The sequence below is a fragment of the Neisseria sp. HMSC070A01 genome (assembly GCF_001810165.1).
GTDB lineage: Bacteria > Pseudomonadota > Gammaproteobacteria > Burkholderiales > Neisseriaceae > Neisseria.
This window is the reverse complement of sequence record NZ_KV800120.1, coordinates 375,469-399,127: the sequence shown is the minus strand read 5'-3', so window position 1 is coordinate 399,127 and position 23,659 is coordinate 375,469. Positions and strand designations below refer to the sequence as shown.

The window sequence follows — 23,659 nt, the reverse complement described above, 5'->3', positions numbered from 1 at the left end:
ACGGCACCATAACAGGACATCACCATGATTCAACATGCAGGCTTGGGCTACCGCCGCGACTTGGCGGAAGACTTCCTCTCGCTTTCAGACGACAGCCCGATACGCTTTATTGAAGCCGCCCCCGAAAACTGGCTGAAAATGGGCGGCAGGGCGCGCAAACAGTTTGACCGTGTGGCGGAACGGCTGCCGCTGGCGTTGCACGGATTATCCATGTCGCTGGGCGGACAAGCCCCGCTGGATACCGCCTTGATAGACGGAATCAAAGAAATGATGCGCCGTTACGATTGCACGTTTTTCTCCGACCATTTGAGCTACTGCCACGACGGCGGTCATCTCTACGACCTTTTGCCGCTGCCCTTCACCGAAGAAATGGTGCAACATACCGCGCGCCGTATCCGCGAAGTGCAGGATCGGTTGGGCTGCCGTATTGCCGTAGAAAACACGTCCTACTACCTGCATTCTCCGCTTGCCGAGATGAACGAGGTTGAATTCCTTAACGCGGTTGCAAGCGAGGCCGACTGCGGCATTCATCTCGATGTGAACAATATCTACGTCAACGCCGTCAACCACGGCCTGTTGTCGCCCGAAGCCTTTTTAGAAAATGTGGATGCAGGGCGCGTGTGTTACATCCACATCGCCGGACACGATGTGGAAACACCGGAATTGTTGATTGATACCCACGGCGCGGCGGTTTTACCGACCGTTTGGGATTTGCTCGAACTCGCCTATGCCAAGCTGCCGACGATTCCGCCCACCCTGTTGGAACGCGATTTCAATTTTCCGCCTTTTGCCGAACTCGAAGCCGAAGTTGCCAAAATCGCCGACTATCAAACGCGTGCCGGAAAGGAATACCGCCGTGCAGCCTGAAACTTCCGCCCAATACCAACACCGCTTTGCCCAAGCCATACGCGAAGGCAAAGCCGCAGACGGACTGCAGCAAGAGCGCCTGAATGTCTATATCCGCCTGATACGCAACAATATTCACAGCTTTATCGACCGCTGTTATACCGAAACGCTACAATACTTTGACAGCGAAGAATGGGGCCGTCTGAAAGAAGGTTTCGTCCGCGACGCGCGCGCCCAAACGCCCTATTTTCAAGAAATTCCCGGTGAGTTTCTCCGATATTGCCAAAGCCTGCCGCTTTCAGACGACCTCTTGGCACTGATGGACTTTGAACACTCCCAGCTGCTCGCCGAAACCGCTCAAACCGACAGCCAAGCAGTCCATACAGATTCAGACGATTTGGCGTACACCCTTTCTCCCGCCGCCTTTGTGCGCCGTTATCAGTATGACGTGACCGACGAATTGCAGGAGGCGGAAACTGCCGTTTTGGTGTGGCGCGATAAGGAAGACGACGTGATGTATCAAACGCTCGACGATTTCGACGCATTATTGCTGGAAACGCTGGCAGAGACGCCCACTTCCCTAAACGGCCTGCAAACCATGCTGGCAGAGTTCATGCCGTCTGAAAACGCTTGGCAGGACGCATTAAGGCAGAAATGGGCGGACTGGCTGGAACAGGGCATTTTGGTTGCAGCATAAATCAAGGCCGTCTGAAACGGACGCAGTCGGTTTCGGCGAAACAAAAATACTACTGAAATCGTTTATAGATTCAATCGCATGCTCTTGCCGTATCAGCGTAAAATCAGAAGCATATTGATCATTCCTTTCATACTGATACATTATGGCCCTACCCGAACTGACCAATGCCGAGCTTGCCGAATCCCGCAAACTGCTGCTGCGCTTTGCCCATATCCAGCTGCCCGACCGCCCCGATTTAGCGGAAGACCTCGTACAGGAAACCATGCTTTCCGCCTACCGCGCGGCCGAGGGTTTTAAAGGTGGCGCCCAGGTGAGCAGCTGGCTGTTTGCAATCTTAAAAAACAAAATTACCGACTGCCTGCGCCAAATCGGGCGGCAACGCCAAGTTTTCGTCACGCGCGACGAGGAAGCCTTGGATGAAGCCTTTGAAGGACATTTTGCCGCCGACGGACATTGGACGGACGAAGGACAGCCTCAGGGTTGGGACTCGCCCGAAGCCAGTTTGAACAATAAAGAGTTCTACCAAGTTTTGCAGACCTGCCTCTACCATCTGCCGGAAAACACCGCCCGCGTGTTTACCATGAAAGAGATTCTTGGCTTTTCAAGCGATGAAATCCGCGAACAATGCGGCATCAGCCATGCCAACTACCACACCATCATGCACCGCGCGCGCGAAACCTTGCGCCAGTGTCTGCAAATCAAATGGTTCTCCCATGTCTGACAGGAAAACGCCATGAAAAAATGCCGCAAAATAACCGATCTGATTTCCAAACAGCAAGACCAAGTGCGTCTCAGTCTTTTTAACCGCATTGCCCTTGCCGTGCACCTGTCGCTCTGTCCCCGTTGCCGCGAATATAAGAAACAGCTCGCATTAATTAGCAACGCCATGCACAAGATGTTTCGATGATTCAAAAAAGGCCGTCTGAAACCTACCCCTGTCAGTTTCAAACGGCCTTTTTGTGTCCGCTTGATTTATCGCTAATCTTGAATAAGCTGTGGCTGGCCGCTCACTTTTTTAGTTGCCTTTATTTTCAAACTTGCGCCGTTGGCCTTTGCCTTTTGAGGCATGGCTGCGGATTTTGATACGGCAGAACAAGATAAAGGCCGTCTGAAAGATAAATTTCAGACGGCCTTTTTCACGGCTTTTAGTGTTGTTCTTCCGGCTCTGGTTCGTCTTTGCCGAACCAGTTGTCAAAGCGGATGGTGTATTTCAATTCGCCGCCGGATGAGCGTGTGCCGATGCGGGCAATGGCTTGGATGGCGCGGGTCAGTTGGTACACGAGTTTGACGGATTGTTCGGCGCTGGAGATGCCATATTCGTAACCTACGTAGAGGTTGTTGGTGAGCTGTTTGCCGACGGTCAGGACTTGTTCGGCAGGGTTGAGCTCGCCGGTTTGGGCGTTGCGGCTGCGTTTGCTGGTAAAGCCCAAATCATCGACAAGGCCGATGCGGTCGTTGACTTGACCGGCAAGCAATGCGCTGGCGGCGGCGGAGAGTGTGGCGTTGTCGCCGTCGCTGCCGCTGCTGGCACGGTTGAGGATGAGCCAGGAGAGTTTGTCTTTTTCGCTCATGGCTTCTTTGGCAACCAAGGTCACGCGCGGATTGCTGAGGCTGCCGAGGACTTCGACACCTGCGCCGACCGGGGAGAGACGGCGTTCGGCACGGATGTTGAGGTTCGGATCGGTCAGCGGGCCGACAAAGGAAACCGAGCCTTTGGTGATGTCGAGGTCTTGGCCGTAGGCTTTGTAGCGGCCTTTGACAACGCGCACGGTACCGACGCCTTGGACGGCTTCGCCGGGGCGGGACGTGATGGTCAGTTTGCCGCCGATGGTAACGTCTGCGCCGTAGCCGACAAAGCGGACATTGTCGTTGATGTTCAAGACAAGGTTCAGATTAATCGGCGTGGTGGCCGTTGCTTCTTTTTTGGTTTCGCCCAGTACGACCACGTCGTCATCGAGGGTCGGCATGGAGGATTTTTGCGAACCAAACCTGCCGTAGTCGGTGTTGAGCGTGCCGTTGAGCGATACGCCTTTTTCCGGATTGTAGAGGACTTTGGCCGCGCCGGAGAGCTGCAGTTGGCGGTTTGGACGTGAAAGGGTGCGGTATTTGTCGAAGACGATGTCCACGTCGACATCGGGGTTGGCGTTGGCAAGGTTGACCGCGCCTTTGAGCTCAATCGTGCCGCCACGGTGGAATTTGAGGCTGTCGATCACCCATTTTTGACCTTGCAGGCGTGAACGCAATACGCCGTTGTCGAGAATCAGGCCTTGGGTTTGATGGCGGTAATAGAGGTTGTCGCCGTTAATCTGGCCGCTCAGTTGCGGATCGTTCAGACGGCCTGCCAAGTTGACGGCGGCGTTCAGACGGCCTTTGAGGGTTTGGCCGACGGGCAGGAAGTTGCGGAAGACTTCGAGGTTGGCGACGTTCAGGTTGAGCTTGCCGCTCAGAGGGGCGGTATCGAAGCTGGTACCCTGACCGATGTTGACAATGCCGTCGGCCCGGCCGTAATTGGTTTGGAGGTCGAGGTTGCTGTTGACGGTAGGCGAACCGAGTCGGCCGCCGATGGTGGCGGTCGCGTTCAGACGGCCTGTAATGCCTTGGGCTGTGGCCGGCATAAAGGATTTGAGCGAGCCCAGATCGGGAACGCTGATATTGACCTTGCCGCTGACGGGGGCGTTGTTGATGTTGTTGCCGAACTGTTGGGCGATGCCGAGGGTGCCGTCAACTTTGCCGAAGCGGGTGTTGCCTTCCAGCGTGCTGTCGATGCGGCCGTTTTGGAAACGGGTGCGCAGGGCGAGTGCGGAAAGTCCCAAAGGCTGTTTGTTTTTCAGGTCTTTGCCCGGCAGGATGATGTCGCCGCTTTGACGGCTGATGTTGAGGAAGCCGCGCGCGTTTTGACTGTACGCCAAATCCCAGTCACCGCCCAAGACGAGGTTGTGTTCGATGGGCGGGGTGTAGAAGTTGTGCAACTCGGTAATGTGCAGATTTTGCGCGCTGCCTTTGCTGGTAATGCCGGCTTTTTTGTCCCAAACGAAATTTTGCAGGTTGAGGCTGCCGCCCATGGCCGCCCAGCGTGCGCTGCTGAGGGAAACGCGTTCGCTGCCGGCTTCGAGGTTGAGGCGGTTTTGCAGTTTGAGGTTGAACGCGCCGCTGATGTCGAGCGTGTCGACCGTGCCTTTCCATTGGGTTTGGTCTTTGTTGAGGCCGCCGGCGGCGTCGAGGTCGAGCTTGTAGCGTTTGCTGTCCACCGCCATGTTGCTGTTGCCGCGGATGTGGTGGTGGGAGCCTGTGCCGCTGATGAGCAGGTTGACGTTGTCGATCATGGCCGCGCCGCCGGAGACGGCGATGTGTTCGCCTTTAATGTCGGCACTCAGCGGACGGTTGGTGTCGGGCGAACCTTTGAGCTTGAAGTCGAGGGTGCGGATGTTGACGGCATCGGCGACTTTGAAGTTGCGCGCTTCGCCGTTCAAATCGGCTTCAAGGGTTTTGAGGCCGTCTGAAAAACTGCCGGAGATGTAGCCGCGCGCGTTGAGCAGCCCGCCCAAGCCGAAGCCGAAACGCGACAAATCGGGGGCGGTAATATTGAGATTGAGGCGGTCACCTTTTTTGCCGAAGCTGCCGTTGGTTTTGACGATGTTGTTGCCGAGGGTCAGGTCGGTCAGGGCGCGAGAGAGGTGTTTGTTTTCATAGGCGACGTCGGCTTTGCCGCTGAGTGGAACGCCGTTGAGCGTACTCGGTGCAAACTGCATTTTGCCGGCGAATTTTTCTTGCGCCAGTATGCCGGTCAAGTTGATGTTGCCGTTGACGCTGCCTTGAGGAAGCTGCGGATCGATGCGCGCAGGGTTGAAGGCTTTGCTGACGATGTCCAGTTGCAGTTTGCGGTCTTTGAAGAGTTCGAGCGAGCCTTTGGCGTTGAGTTCGCCGCCGTTTTGCGGAACCAGGCGGACTTTGTCGAGCTTGAGCGTGCGCTGGCCGAGCTGTTTGTCGGTTTGGAAAAACAGCATGCCGTCTGTGCGCGCAAATCCGCTGTCGAGATTCCAGTTGACGACGGGGGAGGAGGTTTCGCCTTTGACGTCGATACTGCCGTTCAGACGGCCTGCAATGTTTTGACGGACAAAGTCGTCTGCGCCGGTATTGTTGATGCCCAGTGCGAGTTTGAGCTGATCTTGGGCGGTGTCGATAGAGCCGGATACATCAATGCTGCCGTCTTTGAGCAGGCCGACGCCGATGTCTTCGATTTTGACCGTGCCTTTGTCGTCGACGATGAATTCGCCGAGGATGCGTTTGACGGGGATATGATTTTCATCGGCAAAACCGGCTTGGTCGTTTTCCAAGTCAATCGAGCCTTCCAGTGCAACGCCGTCTGTAAAGGACGGAATGGTGGTGGCGTCGAAATTCAGACGTGCTTTGGGCAGAGTGGGCAGGAAGGCCTGCGGATTGATGTTGGAACCTTTAACCAGGATTTCGCCGACGGTTTCGTTGAGGCTGTCGGCGAATGGGTGGATGGTGGATTTGGCAGACAAATGAACGTTGTCGCCGTCGAGCAGCAGGTCGGTGTACACGTCTTGCAGGCTGCCCCACAGGCGCACCGTGCCGTGTATGGTTTCGCCCTCAAGCTGGCCTTTGGTGTAGATGGCGGTATTGAGGACGTAAGGTTTGTTCAAACCGAGCACCACCGCGCCTGTCGAGCTGCTCCAGGGCGTGTCGGCGGTTTTGATGTGGAGGCGGTGTTCTTTTTTGTCGTAATGATAGGCCGCGTGCAGATGGTCGAGATAGACGGTCTGCTTGTCAAAACGCTTGCCCACGCTGATTTTGCCGGTTTCCAAACGGTCGAGATAGGCGGTAACGGGCAAGTCTATGCTGTCGGGCAGGCCTTTTGACGGCTCTTCTTCTTTGGGCGGCGTGCGTTTGGTCACAATGGCGATGTCGCCGGCCACGACTTCGGTGATGTGCAAGGACGGACGGGTCAGCTCGGACGGTTTCCAATCAAAGCGGAAGCTGCTGATTTTGATGTCCGCACCGTCTGTTTCAATCAACCATTTGTCGCCTTCAAAACCTTCAATCAGCGTGCCTTTCAGTGTGTCCGAAGAGATTTTGACGCCGAACCATGACGGGATTTTGTACAAACCGAAACGCAAACCCGATTCCGTACCGACCAGCCAGCCGATCGCGCCGGCGGAAACGGTCAATACGCCCAAGGCGGACAGGACAAAGCCGCGCAACAGGCGTTTTTTGCGCTTTGGCGGGGCGGGCTGTTGTTCAGACGGCGTGGAAGTGTTTGCAGTATCGGTCATGATATTTTTCTGTTTGTCTGTTGTTCAGACGGCCTGGAATGGCTGAGGCCGTCTGAAAAAATGGATGGTGTATGTTTGTTAAAACCTTGTGCCTAAGCTGATGTGCCAGCGGATTTTTTTGTCGTGGTGGCCGTAGGCAATGTCGAAGGAGAACGGCGCAACCGGGCTGAACCAGCGCACGCCCAAGCCGGTACCGTGTTTTAAGGTCATGTGTTTGAAGTTGCTTGCCGCATCGCCGACATCGTGGAAGATGGCGCCGGAGAAGCTTTTGGTGACCGGAAATTGATATTCGAGGCTGCCGACCACCAAGGCGCGTTGCGGCAGGACGGAGCCGTTGGGGCCTGCCAAGCCGATGCTGTCGAGTTCGTAACCGCGTACGGAAGTTGCGCCGCCGGTGCGGAACATCAGGCTGGAAGGCACTTCTTCGCCTTCGCGGGCATAAACGTAGCCTGCCTGTCCGCGTACGATGAACGTACCGATTTTTTTGTTTTCAGGCGTGAAGAAATAGCCTGCCCGTGCCGTAGCGCGCGCCATTTGGGTGGAGGAGAGGAATTTGCCCAAGGTCGAGCCGATTTTGCCGTCGAGGTAGTAGCCGTTTTGAGGATGCAGCTCGGTTTCGATGCTTTGCCGTTTCCATGAGGCGGTCAGCATGGTGGCATGGCTTCGGCCCAAATCGTAGCTGGTGTCGGGGACTTTGCGGTCTTCGGTAATGAATTCGAGGCCGAAGCGGGCATCGATATTGTTGCGGTCGCGGACATACCAAATGCCGCTGGACAGGGCGCGTTTTTCAAGGTTTTGCGTGGTCGAGCGGTTGTAGGAAACGTTGCTTGTCCAGTAGTTGCCGCGGTTGTTGCGCGGCTGGCTGATACCGGCGGCCAGCGTGGTTTCGTATTTGTCCATGTCCCAAACGACCGAGCCGATGTAGCCTTTGTTGAAGAGGTTGTAATAGTCGTAGGCGATGCGGCCGCCGATTCCGTATTCAGAGTCGTAGCGGATACCGGTTTCCAGTTTGTGGCGTTTGACTTCGGTCACGTTGATTTTGACGGGAACGCGGTCGCCTTGCAGTTGGTCGAAGTCGGCCTGTACGGACGCGCCGGAATAGTGGCCGTTTTGCTCGAGCGCCTGTTGCAGGTCGAGGATTTTGTCTAAGTCGTAAGGCGAACCGGGTTGGAAGCGCGCCATGCCGGAAACCACGCTTTCAGGGTAGCGGCGCGTGCCGGTGATTTGGAACTCGCCAAAGTAAATCGGGCGGTTGCTTTCCACGATGACGTTTAAGTCGGCCTTTTGGGTATTGGGATTGATGGTGGCCTGGGTGGTGGTAAGTTTCGCCAAAGGGTATTTTTTGCGCGTTACCGCGCTGAGGACGGAGGTTTTACTCGCATTCCAGCCATCTTGGTCGAAGTTTTCGCCAATGGGCTGCTGCCAGTTTTCCATCGCATTTTGGTAGTACCCGGCCAGGTTTTCGTCATTCAATACGTCGCCGAGGATGGCCACGCTGACGTTGTCGATTTTGGTGCGCGGGCCGGGGGTAACGTTGACGGTGTAGCTCTCGCCATGGTCTTGAATACTGACGTTGCTGTTGAAGTAGCCTTTGGTCCGGAGCATGGTTTTGACGTTGTCGGGCGCCTCTTCGGCGAGGAAGCCGACCTGCTCTTTGTCCAGCTCTTCGTCCTGCTGCTGGGTAATCAGCGGCAGGTATTCTTCAAGCATTTCTTTGACTTCGCTGTCTTGGGTGTCGATTTTGACGGGGAATTTGGGCTTGAGTTTGCCTGTTTGGTCGTCTTTGGGCTGCTTGGGCATTTCGGATTCGGGGACAGCCTCGTAGTCTTCCGCTTTGGGAACGGAAGTATCTACTGCCAACGCGTGTCCGTAGGCGAGCGCCAAAGATGCGAATAAAACAGGGTAGGTCAGTTTGGTCATGATGTGTGTTCGACAGCGACAATTCTTCAGTCTGTGGATTTTAACATTATTTCTGCAAGGTTTCAGGCTATGGTTATAAACGGAAATTTAGCGCGATAATGTTGCCAAATGCGACTTAAGGGAAGATTTTGGTTTGTTTCTATACGATTGTAATACTTATATTTTTGTATTTTGACTGATGAAGTTGCCTTTGTATTCGGCCTTATGGCGCAGATTTCAGGCCGTCTGAAATCAAGATACAGAGGGATAAGGCAATGGTATGGGTATGCTTTAAATTAGGGTTTGAGTGGGTTTTACTGTATTTTTGGCATAAAGTGCTAACTGTGTCATAAATGCTAAACTTTAATGCCGTTTTTGTGAGGTGTGCATGAAAACCTCGCCGACAAATGATTTTTTATTTTAGAATGTAAGACTTTTTTAACATATCTTTAAATTGAAGGAACGGATATGGCAAGTGGCAATCCGCTTTTGAACGCGCTCAACAGCGTCAGCCTGGTGGTACAAATCGCCATCGGCTTGGTTTTAGGTATTCTTGTGGGTGCAGTTGCGCCGCAAGTCGGTATCAGCGCAGGACTGCTGGGCAGCCTGTTTGTCGGTGCGCTTAAGGCTATTGCGCCGATTTTGGTATTTGTTTTGGTGACTGCCGCCATCGCGCAACACCAAAAAGGCAATCAGGCCTACATCAAACCGATTTTGATTTTGTATATTTTTGGTACGTTTGCAGCCGCTGTGGTGGCGGTTGTCGCCAGCATGGTATTTCCGACCACGCTGATTCTGCGTGCGGCCGGCGATGTATCCGTTGCGCCGCCTTCCGGCATTATCGAAGTGTTGAAAACGCTGCTGATGAATTTGGTGGCCAACCCGATTAATGCGCTGGCCAATGCCAACTATATCGGCATTTTGGCTTGGGCCCTGATATTGGGTGCGGCTTTGCGCCATCACGGTTCGGATACGACCCGTCAAGTGGCGGCTGATTTGGCCGATACCGTTTCGACCGTTGTGAAATGGATTATCCGTTTTGCGCCGTTGGGTATTTTCGGCTTGGTGTCCTCTACCATTGCGGAAACCGGTTTTGAAGCGCTTGCCGGCTATATGCAGCTGTTGGCCGTATTGCTCGGCTGTATGCTGTTTATCGCGTTGGTGGTCAACCCGATTATTGTGTGGACGCAAATCCGCAGCAATCCTTTCCCGCTGGTGTTTACCTGCCTGCGCGAAAGCGGCGTGTATGCCTTCTTCACCCGTTCTTCCGCCGCCAACATCCCTGTGAACATGGCATTGGCGAAAAAACTGGGTCTGCACGAAGACACTTACTCTATCTCCATTCCATTGGGTGCAACCATCAATATGGCCGGTGCGGCCATTACCATTACTGTTTTGGCGATGGCTGCGGCGCACACGCAAGGCATTACGGTTGACTTCGCCACCGCCCTGCTGCTGAGCCTGGTGGCTACCGTCAGCGCGTGCGGCGCGTCCGGTGTGGCCGGCGGTTCGTTGCTGCTGATTCCTTTGGCGTGCAGCCTGTTCGGTATCGATAACGATGTGGCCATGCAGGTGGTTGCCGTCGGCTTCATTATCGGCGTGATTCAAGACTCTGCAGAAACTGCGTTGAACTCTTCCACCGACGTTTTGTTTACTGCCGCTGCCGATTTGGGTCGTCAACGTAAAGAGTGATTTTTAAGGGCAACCTAAATCCAGCAAAGGCCGTCTGAAAAGTTTCAGACGGCCTTTGTTTTGGGCAAAGAAAAGGGATTTTTAGATGGTCAAGCCGATAGATTGGTTTGGTCGGACTGATGGTATCTGCTGTCATCGGTCGGATTTTTCCCGTAAAATACAGTCTTGAATGTATTTGAGTTATCCTTTTCAGACGGCCTGGCCGTCTTATCAAATTTGCAAAAACAATGATTAAAAAAATATTCTCATGGTTCGAGTCCCGCATCGACCCTTATCCCGAAGCCGCCCCGAAAACGCCTGAAAAAGGGTTGTGGCGGTTTATTTGGAGCAACATTGAAGGCGTGCGCAAATGGATTGCCGTGTTGGCCGTGTTTACGGTCGGCGTCGGCATTATGGAAGCCTTGATGTTCCAATTTATGGGCAAGGTGGTCGACTGGCTCGGCGCTTATACACCGCAAACACTTTTTGCTGAAAAAGGCCATGCATTAATCGGCATGATGGCCATGGTGGCATTTTTTGCCGTTTGGACCTTTTTCGCTTCCAATGTGCGCCTGCAAACCCTGCAAGGCGTGTTCCCCATGCGCTTGCGCTGGAATTTCCACCGCCTGATGCTGGGTCAAAGCCTGGGCTTTTATCAGGACGAGTTTGCCGGCCGCGTGTCCGCTAAAGTCATGCAAACCGCGCTGGCGCTGCGTGATGTGGTGATGACCGTTGCCGATATGGTTGTGTATGTGTTGGTGTACTTCATCACTTCCGGCGTGATTCTGTCCTCATTCGATGCCTGGCTTATCGTGCCGTTTATCTGCTGGATGATTGGATTCGCGATGATTATGCGTTTCCTGATTCCCAAGCTCGGCAGAACCGCTGCGCGTCAGGCTGATGCGCGCTCGCTGATGACCGGCCGCATTACCGATGCATATTCCAATATCGCCACCGTCAAACTCTTCTCCCACGGCGCACGCGAGGCCGCTTATGCCAAGCAGTCGATGGAAGAATTTATGGTAACCGTCCATGCCCAAATGCGTTTGGCAACGCTGCTGCACACCTGCAGTTTTATCGTCAACAGTTCGCTGACCGTCGGCACAACCGCCTTGGGCATTTGGCTTTGGTATCACGGCCAAGTCGGCGTGGGCGCGGTTGCCACCGCCACGGCCATGGCATTGCGTGTGAACGGTTTGTCGCAATACATCATGTGGGAATCCGCCCGATTGTTTGAAAACATCGGTACCGTCAACGACGGCATGGCCACCCTGTCCAAACCCCACACCATCCTCGACAAGCCGCAAGCCCTGCCGCTGAAAGTTACCCGGGGCGAAATCAAGTTTGAACACGTCGATTTCTCCTACGAAGCAGGCAAACCGCTCCTCAACGGCTTTAATCTGAACATCAAACCCGGCGAAAAAGTCGGCTTGATCGGCCGCAGCGGCGCGGGCAAATCCACCATCGTCAACCTACTCCTGCGCTTTTACGAACCGCAAAGCGGCACGATTTCGATCGACGGCCAAAACGTGGACAGCGTGACCCAAGAAAGTCTGCGCGCCCAAATTGGTCTGGTAACGCAAGATACCTCGCTGCTGCACCGATCCGTGCGTGATAACATTATCTACGGCCGCCCCGATGCCACAGACGCCGAAATGATTTCCGCTGCCGAACGCGCCGAAGCCGCCGACTTCATCCCCAACCTTTCCGACGCCAAAGGCCGGCGCGGTTATGATGCACACGTCGGCGAACGCGGCGTGAAACTTTCCGGCGGTCAGCGCCAACGCATCGCCATCGCCCGCGTTATGCTCAAAGACGCGCCGATTCTGTTGCTTGACGAAGCCACCAGCGCGCTCGACTCCGAAGTCGAAGCCGCCATCCAAGAAAGCCTCGACAAAATGATGGAAGGCAAAACCGTGATCGCCATCGCCCACCGCCTCTCCACCATCGCTGCGATGGACCGCCTCATCGTCTTGGACAAAGGCCGCATCATCGAAGAAGGCAGCCATGCCGAGCTCCTCGAGAAACAAGGCCTGTATGCCAAACTTTGGGCGCACCAAAGCGGCGGTTTCTTGAGTGAGCATGTCGAGTGGGAAAACAATTAAACGCTTTGAAAGAAGATAAAAGGCCGTCTGAAAACATTTTCAGACGGCCTTTATTCATGAAGCAAAGGGCAGGCGGGATAACCGCCCTTTACAGTTGAAACCTTAGTTTTTTACAGCCCCAGCGACCAAGCATTTTGGTGTTCGGACAAGTCTTCCAAGCGGTTTTCGTAATGGGCGAAGATTTCTTCGATGATTTCGTCTTCGTCGTCGATGACGCGGATCAGGTTCAAGTCCTCTTCCAAAATCAGGTTTCTGCCCAGCAACTGTTCGCGTATCCAGTCCAACAGTCCCGCCCAAAATGCTTTGCCCACTAAGATAATCGGGCGGTCGGGCGTTTTGCCGGTTTGCACCAAGGTCAGGCTTTCAAACAATTCGTCCAATGTGCCGAAACCGCCGGGCATGACGACATACGCCACGGCGTGTTTGACGAACATGACTTTGCGCGGGAAGAAGTGTTGGAATTTAATCGACAAATCTTGATACGGATTGGCTTTTTGCTCGTGTGGCAACACGATATTCAGCCCCACCGCCGGACTTGCGCCTGCAAACGCGCCTTTGTTGGCCGCTTCCATAATGCCCGGCCCGCCGCCGGAAATCACGGAAAATCCGGCATCCGACAGCTTGCGTGCCAAGCGCAATGTGAATGCGTAGTCGGGATGGTTTTCGGGCGTGCGCGCGCTGCCGTAAATGCTGACGGCCGGCTGAATGGCGCGTAATTCTTCGCCGGCTTCGACAAATTCGGAAATAATCTTCAATACATGATACGACTCGCGCGCCTGAATATCGCGGCGGGTTTCGTCGGGCAGCATGGGTTTGGGCAGTTTTTTGAGCAGGCTCACGGCTTTTCCTTCGTGTTTTGTGTGCTGTATTGTAACCCGAAAGGGGCAGGCCGTCTGAAAGTTGGGTTTTGGCGGCAAGTGTGCCTGCCACATTTTCAAAAGCCCGTTACAATATCTGCTTTTATTCAACTGCTCCGCCATGCTCGATATTATCCACCGCGACAGCCGCACCATCGCCGTCAACAAACCTGCTGGAATGCTGGTGCACCGAAGCTGGTTAGACAAACATGAAACCCGTTTTGCCGTGCAGACCCTGCGCGACCAAATCGGGCAGCACGTCTATCCCGTCCACCGCCTCGACCGCCCGACTTCCGGCGTCTTGCTGTTTGCCCTCGATACGGAAGCCGCACGATTATTGACGCAGCAGTTTGAAAACAAAACCATCGAAAAAACTTATTGGGCGATTGTCCGTGGCCATCTGCCTTCAGACGGCCTGATTGATTACGCCCTCAAATATATGCCCGACAAAATCGCCGAAGCGCAGACCGAAGCCACTTTGCAGGAAGCACAAACCGCCTACCGTTGTCTGGCGCAAACCGAGTTGCCGTTCCAATCCGCCCTGCGTTATCCGACCTCTCGTTATTCGTGGGCCGAACTCACGCCGCACACCGGCCGCAAACACCAACTCCGCCGCCATATGAAACACATTTTCCACCCCATCGTCGGCGACACCAACTACGGCGATTTGCGCCAAAACCATGCCGTTGCCGAACATGTCGGCACGCAACGCCTGATGTTGCACGCGCGAAGCCTCAGTTTTCAAAGCATAGAAGACGGCAGCCGGATGACCGTACAAGCGCCGATAGACAACGACTGGCGGCTTTGGTTGGAAAAATTCAAAACCGAGGCCGTCTGAAAACTGAAACCGCACATTTTCAGACGGCCCGGTCATGGAAAAAAACAGGCAAATCCCTTACAATACGCCCCTAAAATTTTGAAAGAACACAAGAATCATGGAAGCCGAATTAATCAACCAGCTTAATAACACCCTAAATGACTTGGAGAAGCGCAGCGAAGACATCCGCGTCTATATGGACTATCAGGGCAAGAAAGACCGATTGGAAGAAGTCATCGGCCTCTCCGAAGACCCGGAACTTTGGAACGACCCTAAACGCGCCCAAGAAATCGGCAAAGAGCGCAAAATTCTCGAAGGCATCGTGTTGACGCTCGACAACATCGCATCAGGCATCGAAGACAACCGCATGCTGATTGAAATGGCCGTCGAAGAAAACGACGAAGAAGGTTTCGCCGCCGTGCAGGAAGATGTGGCCGGTTTGGAAAAACAAATGGCCGACCTCGAATTCAAACGAATGTTCAACCAGCCTGCCGACCCGAACAACTGCTTTATCGACATCACCGCAGGCGCGGGCGGTACCGAAGCCGAAGACTGGGCGGGCATGCTGTTCCGCATGTACAGCCGCTACGCCGAGCGCAAAGGCTTCAAAATCGAAATCCTTGAAGAAGACGACGGCGAAATCGCGGGCATCAACCGCGCCACCATCCGCGTGGAAGGCGAGTACGCCTACGGCCTGCTGCGTACCGAAACCGGCGTTCACCGCTTGGTGCGCTATTCGCCGTTTGACTCGAACAACAAACGCCATACGTCTTTTTCATCCGTGTTTGTGTACCCCGAAATCGACGATTCCATCGAAATCGAAATCAACCCGGCCGATTTGCGTATCGACACTTACCGCGCATCCGGTGCCGGCGGTCAGCACATTAACAAAACCGACTCCGCCGTGCGTATTACCCACGAGCCGACGGGAATTGTGGTGCAATGTCAAAACGACCGCTCGCAACACGCCAACAAAGCTGCTGCGATGGAAATGTTGAAATCCAAACTGTACGAATTGGAAATGCGCAAACGCAACGAAGAGAAACAGGCATTGGAAGACGGTAAGTCCGATGTGGGTTGGGGCAGCCAAATCCGTTCGTACGTCTTAGACTCCTCACGCATCAAAGACTTGCGCACAGGCTACGAAGTCGGCAACACCAAAGCCGTTTTGGACGGCGACTTGGACGGCTTCATCGAAGCCAGCCTGAAACAAGGCGTATAAACCGTAAAACATAAAATGCCGTCTGAAAGATTTCAGACGGCATTTTTCAGTTTGAAAGAAACATTATTTTGCAAATATTAAAACATGTTTTGCAAATGCAAAGATTGGCGGTAATATATAGTTTCTATAAAAATGATTGGTAGGTATAACAGGCCGTCTGAAGCCTGATCCTGTCCAATATAATTAGGAGAACTTATTAAATGTCCGGTCAAAAGCTGTCTTCTGCCGAGAAAACTTTCTTCGGCCATCCTTTGCAATTATCCACCCTATTCCATATTGAGCTGTGGGAGCGTTTTTCCTTCTACGGTATGCAGGGCATCCTGCTGATTTATCTGTATTACACCGCGAGTCAAGGCGGTTTGGGTATGGATAAAGCCTTGGCCGGCGGCATTGTCGGCGCGTACGGCGGCAGCGTTTACCTGTCCACCATTCTCGGTGCGTGGTTGGCCGACCGCATTTGGGGTGCGGAGCGTACCCTGTTTATCGCCGGCATCGTCGTGATGACCGGCCATATTTTATTGGCGATCGTACCGGGTTTGATGGGATTGCTGCTGGGTTTGGTGTTTATCGCGCTGGGCAGCGGCGGCGTGAAATCGTCTGCCGGTTCGATGGTCGGTTCTTTGTATGAACGGGAAGACCTGCGCGAATTGCGTGATGCCGGTTTCTCTATTTTCTATATTTCCATCAATATCGGCGGCTTCTTAGGCCCGTTGTTGACCGGTATTTTGCAAGACAGGATGGGTTTCCATTACGGTTTCGGCGCGGCGGCCGTCGGCATGGCATTCGGCCTGCTGTGGTATTCGCGCGGCCGTAAAAACCTGCCGCATACGCCGGTTCCCAATCCGTTGCGCCCTGAAAAGGTGCAGACCGCCATGGCTGTCGGCGTGTTGCTGGTTTTGGTGTTGGGCAGCGTGATTGCTTCCGGCGCACTCACCCTTGAAAACTTCTCCCGCTGGCTCTTGGGCGTGGTTATCGTTACCGTCGTCGCTTATTTCGCGCGCCTGTTGGGCAGCAGCCACGTTGAAGCGGCCAATAAACGCTATATTGTGGCCTATATTCCGCTGTTTTTGACCATTTGTATGTTCTGGGCGGTTTGGTTTCAGGTGTACACCGTTGCAACGGTCTATTTTGACGAAACGGTGGACCGTACTTTCTTCGGCTTTACCGTGCCTGTTTCATGGAAAGATTCGATACAGGCCATGTGGGTGGTCCTCTTTTCCGGCGTGATGGCGGCGGTGTGGACGAAAATGGGCAAACGCCAACCTAAAACGCCGTTGAAGTTTGCACTGGCCATGTTGGTAACCGGCGTCTCTTATTTGAGTTTTATTCCGTATATTTCATCCGGAACCCCGATGCCGATTATCGTGTTTATGCTGGTATTGCTGGCGATTACGATAGGCGAGCTGATGCTGTCGCCGATTTCGCTGTCGTTTTCTACCAAAATCGCACCGAGCATGTTTAAAACACAAATGGTTGCTTTGAATTTCTTGGCATTGTCCATCGGCTTTACCTTGGGCGGAGTGTTGTTTAAAGACTACTACAATGCTCAGTCGCCATTGGATTTCTACTGGATGCTGGCCACCATCGGCGCGGTAACCTGCGGTATCCTGTTGGTACTCGCCCCGGTATTGAACCGCATGCTCAAAGGTGTCGATTGATTTTTCCATTTAAATGGATGTGATGTACGCAGGCCGTCTGAAAATAATCTATTTCAGACGGCCTCATGTTTTATTGAGAATTGGAAAGAGGGCGGATTCGGGGCATAAATCGGATAGGCGGAGAATCCGAATGAAATGATACATGATTAAACCGAAATTAAAATTTAGAAATATTAAATACAAATAAGAATTGTTCTCATAACTTTATTGAATTTATTGAGGTTTTTTTGCTGATTTGCTGATATTTACCTTTAAATGGCTTTTGAAATTCGATAAAATGGTAATCTCTTTTTAAGATTTGTCTGTCAACCAGTTAGGTACGACCATGTTGGCCAGTTATTTTCCCGTCCTCGTATTCATCCTCGTCGGCCTTGCGGCCGGTGTGCTGTTTATCCTGCTCGGCACGATTTTGGGTCCGAAACACCACTACGCCGAGAAAGATGCGCCTTACGAATGCGGTTTCGAAGCCTTTGAAAACGCAAGGATGAAATTCGACGTACGTTATTACCTCGTCGCCATCCTCTTTATCCTCTTCGATTTGGAGGTTGCGTTTATGCTGCCGTGGGCAGTGGTATTTAAAGAATTGGGTACATACGGCTTCTGGTCTATGCTGGTGTTTATCGTCGTTTTGACGGTAGGCTTTGTTTACGAATGGAAAAAAGGTGCGCTGGAATGGGAATAGAAGGCGTTTTGAAAAAAGGTTTCATCACTACCAGCGCGGATACGGTGCTGAACTATATGCGTACCGGTTCGCTGTGGCCGGTTACTTTCGGTTTGGCCTGTTGCGCCGTGGAAATGATGCACGCGGGTATGGCGCGTTATGACCTTGACCGTTTCGGTATCATTTTCCGTCCGTCCCCCCGTCAGGCCGACCTGATGATTGTGGCGGGTACGCTCACCAACAAAATGGCGCCTGCACTGCGCCGCGTGTACGACCAGCTTGCCGAGCCGCGCTGGGTGTTGTCTATGGGCTCGTGTGCCAACGGCGGCGGCTATTATCACTATTCTTATTCCGTCGTGCGCGGTGCCGACCGCGTCGTGCCGGTAGACGTTTATGTGCCGGGTTGTCCGCCGACTGCGGAAGCCCTGATTTACGGCCTGATTCAGCTCCAGCAAAAAATCAAGCGCACTTCCACCATCGCGCGTGACGAGTAAGGAGAGGACGATATGGCAAGCATTCAAAACTTATACGAGACCGTCGTCGGCGTGTTCGGCGAGCAGGCAGGCAAAGTCATTTCAGCTTTGGGTGAGATTACCGTCGAGTGTCTGCCCGAACACTATATTTCAGTCATGACCGCATTGCGCGACCATGAAGATTTGCATTTCGAGCTTCTGGTCGACTTGTGCGGCGTCGATTACAGCACTTACAAAAACGAAGTATGGCAGGGCAAACGCTTTGCCGTCGTCAGCCAGTTGCTTTCCATTAAAAACAATCAACGCATCCGCGTACGTGTCTGGGTTTCAGACGACGACTTTCCCGTAGTCGAATCCGTAGTCGATATTTACAACAGCGCGGATTGGTACGAACGCGAAGCCTTCGATATGTACGGCATCATGTTCAACAACCATCCCGACCTGCGCCGCATCCTGACCGATTACGGCTTTGTCGGACATCCGTTCCGCAAAGACTTCCCGATTTCTGGCTATGTCGAAATGCGTTACGACGAAGAGCAAAAACGCGTGATTTACCAACCCGTTACCATTGAGCCGCGCGAGATCACGCCGCGTATCGTCCGTGAGGAGAACTACGGTGGCCAATAAATTAAGAAACTACACCATCAACTTCGGCCCGCAACACCCTGCGGCGCACGGCGTATTGCGTATGATTTTGGAGTTGGACGGCGAACAAATCGTCCGTGCCGACCCGCATATCGGCCTCCTGCACCGCGGTACTGAAAAACTGGCTGAAACCAAAACCTATCTGCAAGCCCTGCCCTATATGGACCGCTTGGACTACGTTTCCATGATGGTCAACGAGCAGGCGTATTGTTTGGCAGTAGAAAAACTTGCCGGTATCGATGTACCTATCCGCGCCCAATACATCCGCGTGATGTTCGCCGAAGTAACGCGCATCCTCAATCACTTGATGGGCATCGGTTCGCACGCTTTCGACATCGGCGCGATGACCGCCATCCTTTACGCCTTCCGTGACCGCGAAGAGCTGATGGACTTGTACGAAGCCGTGTCCGGCGCACGTATGCACGCCGCCTACTTCCGTCCCGGCGGCGTTTACCGCGACCTGCCCGATTTCATGCCTAAATACGAGAGCAGCAAATTCCGCAATGCCAAAGTATTGAAGCAGCTCAACGAATCCCGCGAAGGTACCATGCTCGACTTTATCGACGCCTTCTGCGAACGTTTTCCGAAAAACATCGATACACTCGAAACCCTCCTGACCGACAACCGTATTTGGAAACAGCGTACCGTCGGCATCGGCGTTGTCACTCCTGAGCGCGCCATGCAAAAAGGCTTTACCGGCGTCATGTTGCGCGGTTCCGGCGTGGAATGGGATGTACGTAAGAAACAGCCTTACGAAGTGTACGACAAAATGGATTTCGACATTCCCGTCGGCGTCAACGGCGACTGCTACGACCGTTACCTCTGCCGTATGGAAGAAATGCGTCAATCCGTACGCATCATCAAACAATGTTCCGAGTGGTTGCGTGTCAATCCGGGTCCGGTCATTACCACAAACCACAAATTCGCTCCGCCCAAACGTACCGAAATGAAAACAGGTATGGAAGACCTGATTCACCATTTCAAACTCTTTACCGAGGGTATGCACGTTCCCGAGGGCGAGACCTACACCGCTGTCGAACATCCGAAAGGCGAGTTCGGCGTTTACATCATTTCAGACGGCGCAAACAAACCCTACCGCCTGAAAATCCGCGCACCCGGCTTCGCCCACCTGCAAGGCATGGACGAAATGGCAAAAGGCCACATGCTGGCCGACGTCGTTGCCATCATCGGTACGCAGGACATCGTATTCGGGGAGGTTGACCGATAATGTTATCCGCAGAATCCTTAAAACAAATTGACATCGAGTTAGCAAAATATCCTGCCGACCAACGCCGTTCCGCCATTATGGGCGCATTGCGTATTGCCCAAACCGAAAAAGGCTGGCTTGCGCCTGAGACCATCGCCTTTGTCGCAGATTATATCGGCATTTCGCCTGCACAAGCCTACGAAGTCGCTACTTTCTACAATATGTACGACCTCGAGCCTGTCGGCAAATACAAACTGACCGTTTGTACCAACCTGCCCTGCGCCCTGCGCGGCGGCATGGCTACCGGCGAATATCTGAAGAAAAAACTCGGTATCGGCTACGGCGAAACCACGCCCGACGGCAAATTTACCCTTGTCGAAGGCGAATGCATGGGCGCATGTGGCGACGCACCGGTCATGCTGGTCAACAACCACAGCATGTGCAGCTTTATGACCGAAGAAGCAATTGACAAGAAACTTGCCGAACTGAAATAAAAGGCCGTCTGAAAAGTTTTGGGTAGCGTGGACTCATACCAATAAGATAATCGCAATAAAGATAACAAATCTAGGATTAACACGGAAAATTGCAATGAGCAGCATAGACTATCATGTATCCACCACTATGTTGGATTGGATAGCTGAAACCCAAGCCACCAATAGAAATGGTTTGGCGGAACTTGTTGCGCCTAAAAAACGCCAAAAATTTCTTGAAGGTATTATTAACCAAAGTCAAGCCGACAAGTTAATTAAAATGGCAAATATTCCGTTTGGTTTTCTGTTTCTGAACCAGCCTCCGCCCGAGAATTTTGGGAAGCCGTCTTTACCTGATTTCCGTACTGTGCAAGACAGTGAGCCTTTATCTGCCGATTTCTATGCGGTATTAAGTGATATTGACGATAAAGTTGATTGGTATCGCGATTATTTGCGCCAAACTGATAGGTTGCCTGAAAGTTTACCATTTGTTGGTAAATTTGGTTTGAAGGATACAGCAGAAACGATTGCTACTGATATTGCAATAACCATTAATTATGATGTAAGCGAACGTCGAAAACGAAGTAAAGACGGTTATTTTGGTTATATCAGTAGTCTATTGGAGCAAGTTGGGGTTTTAGTATTTAAAAGTGGGATTGTTGGCGGTAATACTCACAGAAAATTAAATGTACGGGAATTTCGTGGTTTTGCTATTGCTGATAAACAAGTGCCTGCTATTTTTATAAATGGTGCAGACGCAGCTTCTGCCCAACTGTTTACCCTTTTGCATGAAACTGCGCATATCTGGCTAGGAGAAAGTGGAGTTTCTAATCCAGATCCAACTAGTGAAAATAAAACTGAGCAACTTTGTAACCGTGTTGCCGCAGAATTTCTTGTTCCAAATAAAGAGTTCACAAGGGCATGGCAATCTGAAACAGCTATTGAAGAAAATCTAGAAACATTAGCAAGGCAGTTTCATGTCAGTACTTATGTAATTGCCATTAAGGCTTATCAGAATAAACTGATAGTACAAAAAGAGTGGCAAAAAATCCGTCAAAAAGTATTGAATACGTCAAAGAAAGAGAGTAGTGGTGGGAATCCTTATGCCACCATTCCATTGCGTAATAGCAAGAGATTTACTCAGACTGTTATTAGAGCAGCAATGAATAAAGAAATATTATTAAGAGATGGTGCAAAATTATTAAATACTATGCCAGCAACAATGGTTGAGCTTTATAAGAGAAGTAAAGGATAAAGATTGATGACACATTATTTGTTAGATAGCAATATTTTCATTCAGTCATCTTTCTTGGAGTACCGCTTCTCATTTTGTGGTGGTTTTTGGGAATTGTTGAGAACGTTGCATGATGCCGGGAGGGTGTCTTCTATTCGTGCAGTGAAGCACGAGTTAACTAAGAAAGATGATGAATTAGCACAATGGATAAAGACTTTACCTGATGATTTTTTTCGAGATGAAAGAACGAGAGAAACTCAAATTCGTTATGCTGAATTAATGAATTGGGCAGCAAATAATTCACAATTTACTGATGCTGCTAAAAACAAATTTGCTTCTGAGCATGCAGACCCATGGCTGGTTTCATATGCAGCAACAAATGGTATGAAGATTGTTACGCATGAAAGATATGACCCAAATATTAGAAAGTCGGTAAAAATTCCGAATGCTGCCAAGCAAATTAATGTGGAATGCGTGAATTTATATGATTTTTTAGAGCTGGTTTCAGAAAATAACTTCCAAATGAAACCATGATGAAATAAATGAAGGTCTCAGGCGTTCTGAAACCTGAAAGATGCAAAACATTCGAAAACAGGCACACCAAAAATGGCTATTTACCAATCAGGCGTGATTTTTGACCAAGTGGATACCGCCAATCCCGATTGCTGGACATTGGACGAATACGTCAAACGTGGCGGTTATACCGCCCTGCGTAAAATCCTGTCCGAAAACATCTCGCAAAGCGATGTGATTGACGAGGTCAAAGCCTCCGGCTTGCGCGGTCGTGGCGGTGCAGGCTTCCCGACCGGTTTGAAATGGAGCTTTATGCCCCGTTCCTTCCCGGGCGAAAAATACGTCGTTTGCAACACCGACGAAGGCGAACCGGGTACATTTAAAGACCGCGACATTATTATGTTCAATCCTCATGCCCTGATTGAAGGCATGATTATCGCCGGTTACGCGATGGGCGCGAAAGCAGGCTACAACTACATTCACGGCGAAATTTTCGAAGGCTACCAACGCTTTGAGGCCGCACTCGCCCAAGCGCGTGCCGCAGGTTTTTTGGGTAAAAATATTTTGGGTTCGGATTTTGAATTTGAACTCTTTGCCCACCACGGCTACGGCGCATATATTTGCGGTGAAGAAACCGCATTGCTCGAATCGCTGGAAGGCAAAAAAGGCCAGCCGCGCTTCAAACCGCCATTCCCTGCATCGTTCGGCTTGTACGGCAAACCGACCACCATCAACAATACCGAAACGTTCTCCTCTGTCCCATTCATTATCCGTGACGGCGGACAGGCATTTGCCGACAAAGGTATTCCGAATGCAGGTGGTACCAAATTGTTCTGTATTTCCGGCCACGTTGAGCGTCCTGGCAACTATGAAGTGCCATTGGGTACGCCGTTTGCCGAAGTCCTGAAAATGGCAGGCGGTATGCGCGGCGGTAAAAAACTTAAAGCCGTCATTCCCGGCGGTTCGTCCGCGCCCGTGTTACCTGCCGATATCATGATGCAGACCAATATGGACTATGACTCGATTTCCAAAGCAGGCTCCATGCTCGGTTCTGGCGCGATTATCGTGATGGACGAAGACGTGTGCATGGTGAAAGCCCTTGAGCGCCTGAGCTACTTCTACTACGACGAGTCTTGCGGCCAATGTACGCCTTGCCGAGAAGGTACGGGCTGGCTCTACCGCATCGTCCACCGCATCGTAGAAGGCAAAGGCCGTATGGAAGACTTGGATTTGCTGGATTCTGTCGGCAACCAAATGGCAGGCCGCACCATCTGCGCCCTCGCCGATGCCGCCGTCTTCCCTGTCCGCAGCTTTACCAAGCATTTCCGTGATGAGTTTGTGCATTACATCGAACACAGCGGACCGATGAAACCAAATAAGTGGTGCTAAA

Annotated in this window: 20 protein-coding genes; 17 read left to right on the top strand and 3 right to left on the bottom strand. The window is 52.2% G+C overall.

Features of this window, described 5'->3' with window-relative positions; translation table 11 throughout:
* Nucleotides 1–24: 24 nt before the first annotated feature.
* The 4 genes from HMPREF2711_RS05005 to HMPREF2711_RS11040 all read left to right on the top strand — a co-directional run bounded on the left by HMPREF2711_RS05005 (nucleotide 25) and on the right by HMPREF2711_RS11040 (nucleotide 2,450).
* Nucleotides 25–867: an HvfB family MNIO-type RiPP peptide maturase gene (locus HMPREF2711_RS05005; protein ID WP_070615707.1), complete on the top strand. Its 843-nt coding sequence runs from the start codon at nucleotides 25–27 to the stop codon at nucleotides 865–867.
* Nucleotides 857–1,543: an HvfC family RiPP maturation protein gene (locus HMPREF2711_RS05000; RefSeq protein ID WP_070615704.1), complete on the top strand. Its 687-nt coding sequence runs from the start codon at nucleotides 857–859 to the stop codon at nucleotides 1,541–1,543. The genes HMPREF2711_RS05005 and HMPREF2711_RS05000 overlap by 11 nt, the downstream gene beginning before the upstream one ends.
* Nucleotides 1,544–1,685: 142 nt before the next feature.
* Entirely contained in the window at nucleotides 1,686–2,264 is a 579-nt protein-coding gene (locus HMPREF2711_RS04995) for a sigma-70 family RNA polymerase sigma factor (RefSeq protein WP_003747840.1), read from the top strand.
* 12 nt (nucleotides 2,265–2,276) lie between these two features.
* Nucleotides 2,277–2,450 carry an anti-sigma factor family protein gene (locus HMPREF2711_RS11040; RefSeq protein ID WP_003747841.1) on the top strand — a complete coding sequence of 58 codons (174 nt, stop codon included), beginning with the start codon at nucleotides 2,277–2,279 and terminating at the stop codon, nucleotides 2,448–2,450.
* A gap of 238 nt (nucleotides 2,451–2,688) precedes the next feature.
* Here the strand turns inward: HMPREF2711_RS11040 and HMPREF2711_RS04985 are convergent, their stop codons facing one another.
* On the bottom strand, nucleotides 2,689–6,837 hold the full coding sequence (locus HMPREF2711_RS04985) for a translocation/assembly module TamB domain-containing protein (protein WP_070615701.1): 4,149 nt from the start codon (nucleotides 6,835–6,837) through the stop codon (nucleotides 2,689–2,691).
* A 78-nt stretch (nucleotides 6,838–6,915) separates the two neighbouring features.
* Complete coding sequence (locus HMPREF2711_RS04980; protein WP_003747848.1) at nucleotides 6,916–8,757, bottom strand: autotransporter assembly complex protein TamA; 1,842 nt, start codon at nucleotides 8,755–8,757, stop codon at nucleotides 6,916–6,918.
* 447 nt (nucleotides 8,758–9,204) lie between these two features.
* Between HMPREF2711_RS04980 and sstT the strand changes: the two genes are divergently transcribed.
* Both sstT and HMPREF2711_RS04970 read left to right on the top strand, forming a co-directional pair.
* Complete coding sequence (gene sstT / locus HMPREF2711_RS04975) at nucleotides 9,205–10,428, top strand: serine/threonine transporter SstT (RefSeq protein ID WP_003747851.1); 1,224 nt, start codon at nucleotides 9,205–9,207, stop codon at nucleotides 10,426–10,428.
* Between the two features lie 227 nt (nucleotides 10,429–10,655).
* Nucleotides 10,656–12,512, top strand: a complete 1,857-nt coding sequence (locus tag HMPREF2711_RS04970; RefSeq protein ID WP_003747854.1) for an ABC transporter ATP-binding protein — start codon at nucleotides 10,656–10,658, stop codon at nucleotides 12,510–12,512.
* Nucleotides 12,513–12,622: 110 nt separating this feature from the next.
* On the opposite strand, the gene HMPREF2711_RS04965 is transcribed toward HMPREF2711_RS04970, so the two are convergent.
* A complete protein-coding gene (locus HMPREF2711_RS04965; protein WP_003747857.1) occupies nucleotides 12,623–13,351 on the bottom strand; it encodes an LOG family protein in 729 nt (242 codons plus the stop codon).
* A 139-nt stretch (nucleotides 13,352–13,490) separates the two neighbouring features.
* On the opposite strand from HMPREF2711_RS04965, the gene truC reads away from it, so the two are divergent.
* The 11 genes from truC to nuoF all read left to right on the top strand — a co-directional run bounded on the left by truC (nucleotide 13,491) and on the right by nuoF (nucleotide 23,658).
* Complete coding sequence (gene truC / locus HMPREF2711_RS04960) at nucleotides 13,491–14,207, top strand: tRNA pseudouridine(65) synthase TruC (protein ID WP_003747860.1); 717 nt, start codon at nucleotides 13,491–13,493, stop codon at nucleotides 14,205–14,207.
* Between the two features lie 97 nt (nucleotides 14,208–14,304).
* On the top strand, nucleotides 14,305–15,408 hold the full coding sequence (gene prfB / locus HMPREF2711_RS04955) for a peptide chain release factor 2 (RefSeq protein ID WP_003747862.1): 1,104 nt from the start codon (nucleotides 14,305–14,307) through the stop codon (nucleotides 15,406–15,408).
* Between the two features lie 200 nt (nucleotides 15,409–15,608).
* On the top strand, nucleotides 15,609–17,066 hold the full coding sequence (locus HMPREF2711_RS04950; protein ID WP_003747865.1) for an oligopeptide:H+ symporter: 1,458 nt from the start codon (nucleotides 15,609–15,611) through the stop codon (nucleotides 17,064–17,066).
* Nucleotides 17,067–17,391: 325 nt separating this feature from the next.
* Nucleotides 17,392–17,748, top strand: a complete 357-nt coding sequence (locus tag HMPREF2711_RS04945; RefSeq protein ID WP_003747867.1) for an NADH-quinone oxidoreductase subunit A — start codon at nucleotides 17,392–17,394, stop codon at nucleotides 17,746–17,748.
* Complete coding sequence (locus HMPREF2711_RS04940; protein ID WP_002215610.1) at nucleotides 17,739–18,221, top strand: NuoB/complex I 20 kDa subunit family protein; 483 nt, start codon at nucleotides 17,739–17,741, stop codon at nucleotides 18,219–18,221. Before HMPREF2711_RS04945 ends, HMPREF2711_RS04940 begins: the two co-directional genes overlap by 10 nt.
* Nucleotides 18,222–18,233: 12 nt before the next feature.
* Nucleotides 18,234–18,827: an NADH-quinone oxidoreductase subunit C gene (locus HMPREF2711_RS04935; protein WP_003747870.1), complete on the top strand. Its 594-nt coding sequence runs from the start codon at nucleotides 18,234–18,236 to the stop codon at nucleotides 18,825–18,827.
* Nucleotides 18,817–20,073, top strand: a complete 1,257-nt coding sequence (gene nuoD, locus HMPREF2711_RS04930) for an NADH dehydrogenase (quinone) subunit D (protein WP_003747872.1) — start codon at nucleotides 18,817–18,819, stop codon at nucleotides 20,071–20,073. Before HMPREF2711_RS04935 ends, nuoD begins: the two co-directional genes overlap by 11 nt.
* Nucleotides 20,073–20,546: an NADH-quinone oxidoreductase subunit NuoE gene (nuoE, locus tag HMPREF2711_RS04925; RefSeq protein WP_003747873.1), complete on the top strand. Its 474-nt coding sequence runs from the start codon at nucleotides 20,073–20,075 to the stop codon at nucleotides 20,544–20,546. Before nuoD ends, nuoE begins: the two co-directional genes overlap by 1 nt.
* Nucleotides 20,547–20,640: 94 nt before the next feature.
* The gene (locus tag HMPREF2711_RS04920; protein ID WP_003747874.1) at nucleotides 20,641–21,777 is read left to right on the top strand and encodes an ImmA/IrrE family metallo-endopeptidase; all 1,137 of its coding nucleotides are present in this window, start codon (nucleotides 20,641–20,643) and stop codon (nucleotides 21,775–21,777) included.
* 6 nt (nucleotides 21,778–21,783) lie between these two features.
* On the top strand, nucleotides 21,784–22,290 hold the full coding sequence (locus tag HMPREF2711_RS04915) for a DUF4411 family protein (protein ID WP_003747875.1): 507 nt from the start codon (nucleotides 21,784–21,786) through the stop codon (nucleotides 22,288–22,290).
* 72 nt (nucleotides 22,291–22,362) lie between these two features.
* The gene (gene nuoF / locus HMPREF2711_RS04910) at nucleotides 22,363–23,658 is read left to right on the top strand and encodes an NADH-quinone oxidoreductase subunit NuoF (RefSeq protein ID WP_070615698.1); all 1,296 of its coding nucleotides are present in this window, start codon (nucleotides 22,363–22,365) and stop codon (nucleotides 23,656–23,658) included.
* Nucleotide 23,659: the final 1 nt, after the last annotated feature.

Bases quoted from the DNA above. Each gene is read 5' to 3' on its own strand.
- HMPREF2711_RS04935 (WP_003747870.1), top strand. From the start codon at position 18,234: ATGGCAAGCATTCAAAACTTATACGAGACCGTCGTCGGCGTGTTCGGC.
- HMPREF2711_RS04915 (WP_003747875.1), top strand. From the start codon at position 21,784: ATGACACATTATTTGTTAGATAGCAATATTTTCATTCAGTCATCTTTC.
- nuoE (WP_003747873.1), top strand. From the start codon at position 20,073: ATGTTATCCGCAGAATCCTTAAAACAAATTGACATCGAGTTAGCAAAA.
- HMPREF2711_RS04985 (WP_070615701.1), bottom strand. From the start codon at position 6,837: ATGACCGATACTGCAAACACTTCCACGCCGTCTGAACAACAGCCCGCC.
- HMPREF2711_RS04950 (WP_003747865.1), top strand. From the start codon at position 15,609: ATGTCCGGTCAAAAGCTGTCTTCTGCCGAGAAAACTTTCTTCGGCCAT.
- truC (WP_003747860.1), top strand. From the start codon at position 13,491: ATGCTCGATATTATCCACCGCGACAGCCGCACCATCGCCGTCAACAAA.
- nuoF (WP_070615698.1), top strand. From the start codon at position 22,363: ATGGCTATTTACCAATCAGGCGTGATTTTTGACCAAGTGGATACCGCC.
- HMPREF2711_RS04980 (WP_003747848.1), bottom strand. From the start codon at position 8,757: ATGACCAAACTGACCTACCCTGTTTTATTCGCATCTTTGGCGCTCGCC.
- prfB (WP_003747862.1), top strand. From the start codon at position 14,305: ATGGAAGCCGAATTAATCAACCAGCTTAATAACACCCTAAATGACTTG.
- HMPREF2711_RS04920 (WP_003747874.1), top strand. From the start codon at position 20,641: ATGAGCAGCATAGACTATCATGTATCCACCACTATGTTGGATTGGATA.
- HMPREF2711_RS04945 (WP_003747867.1), top strand. From the start codon at position 17,392: ATGTTGGCCAGTTATTTTCCCGTCCTCGTATTCATCCTCGTCGGCCTT.
- HMPREF2711_RS04970 (WP_003747854.1), top strand. From the start codon at position 10,656: ATGATTAAAAAAATATTCTCATGGTTCGAGTCCCGCATCGACCCTTAT.
- HMPREF2711_RS04940 (WP_002215610.1), top strand. From the start codon at position 17,739: ATGGGAATAGAAGGCGTTTTGAAAAAAGGTTTCATCACTACCAGCGCG.
- HMPREF2711_RS11040 (WP_003747841.1), top strand. From the start codon at position 2,277: ATGAAAAAATGCCGCAAAATAACCGATCTGATTTCCAAACAGCAAGAC.
- HMPREF2711_RS05005 (WP_070615707.1), top strand. From the start codon at position 25: ATGATTCAACATGCAGGCTTGGGCTACCGCCGCGACTTGGCGGAAGAC.
- sstT (WP_003747851.1), top strand. From the start codon at position 9,205: ATGGCAAGTGGCAATCCGCTTTTGAACGCGCTCAACAGCGTCAGCCTG.
- HMPREF2711_RS04995 (WP_003747840.1), top strand. From the start codon at position 1,686: ATGGCCCTACCCGAACTGACCAATGCCGAGCTTGCCGAATCCCGCAAA.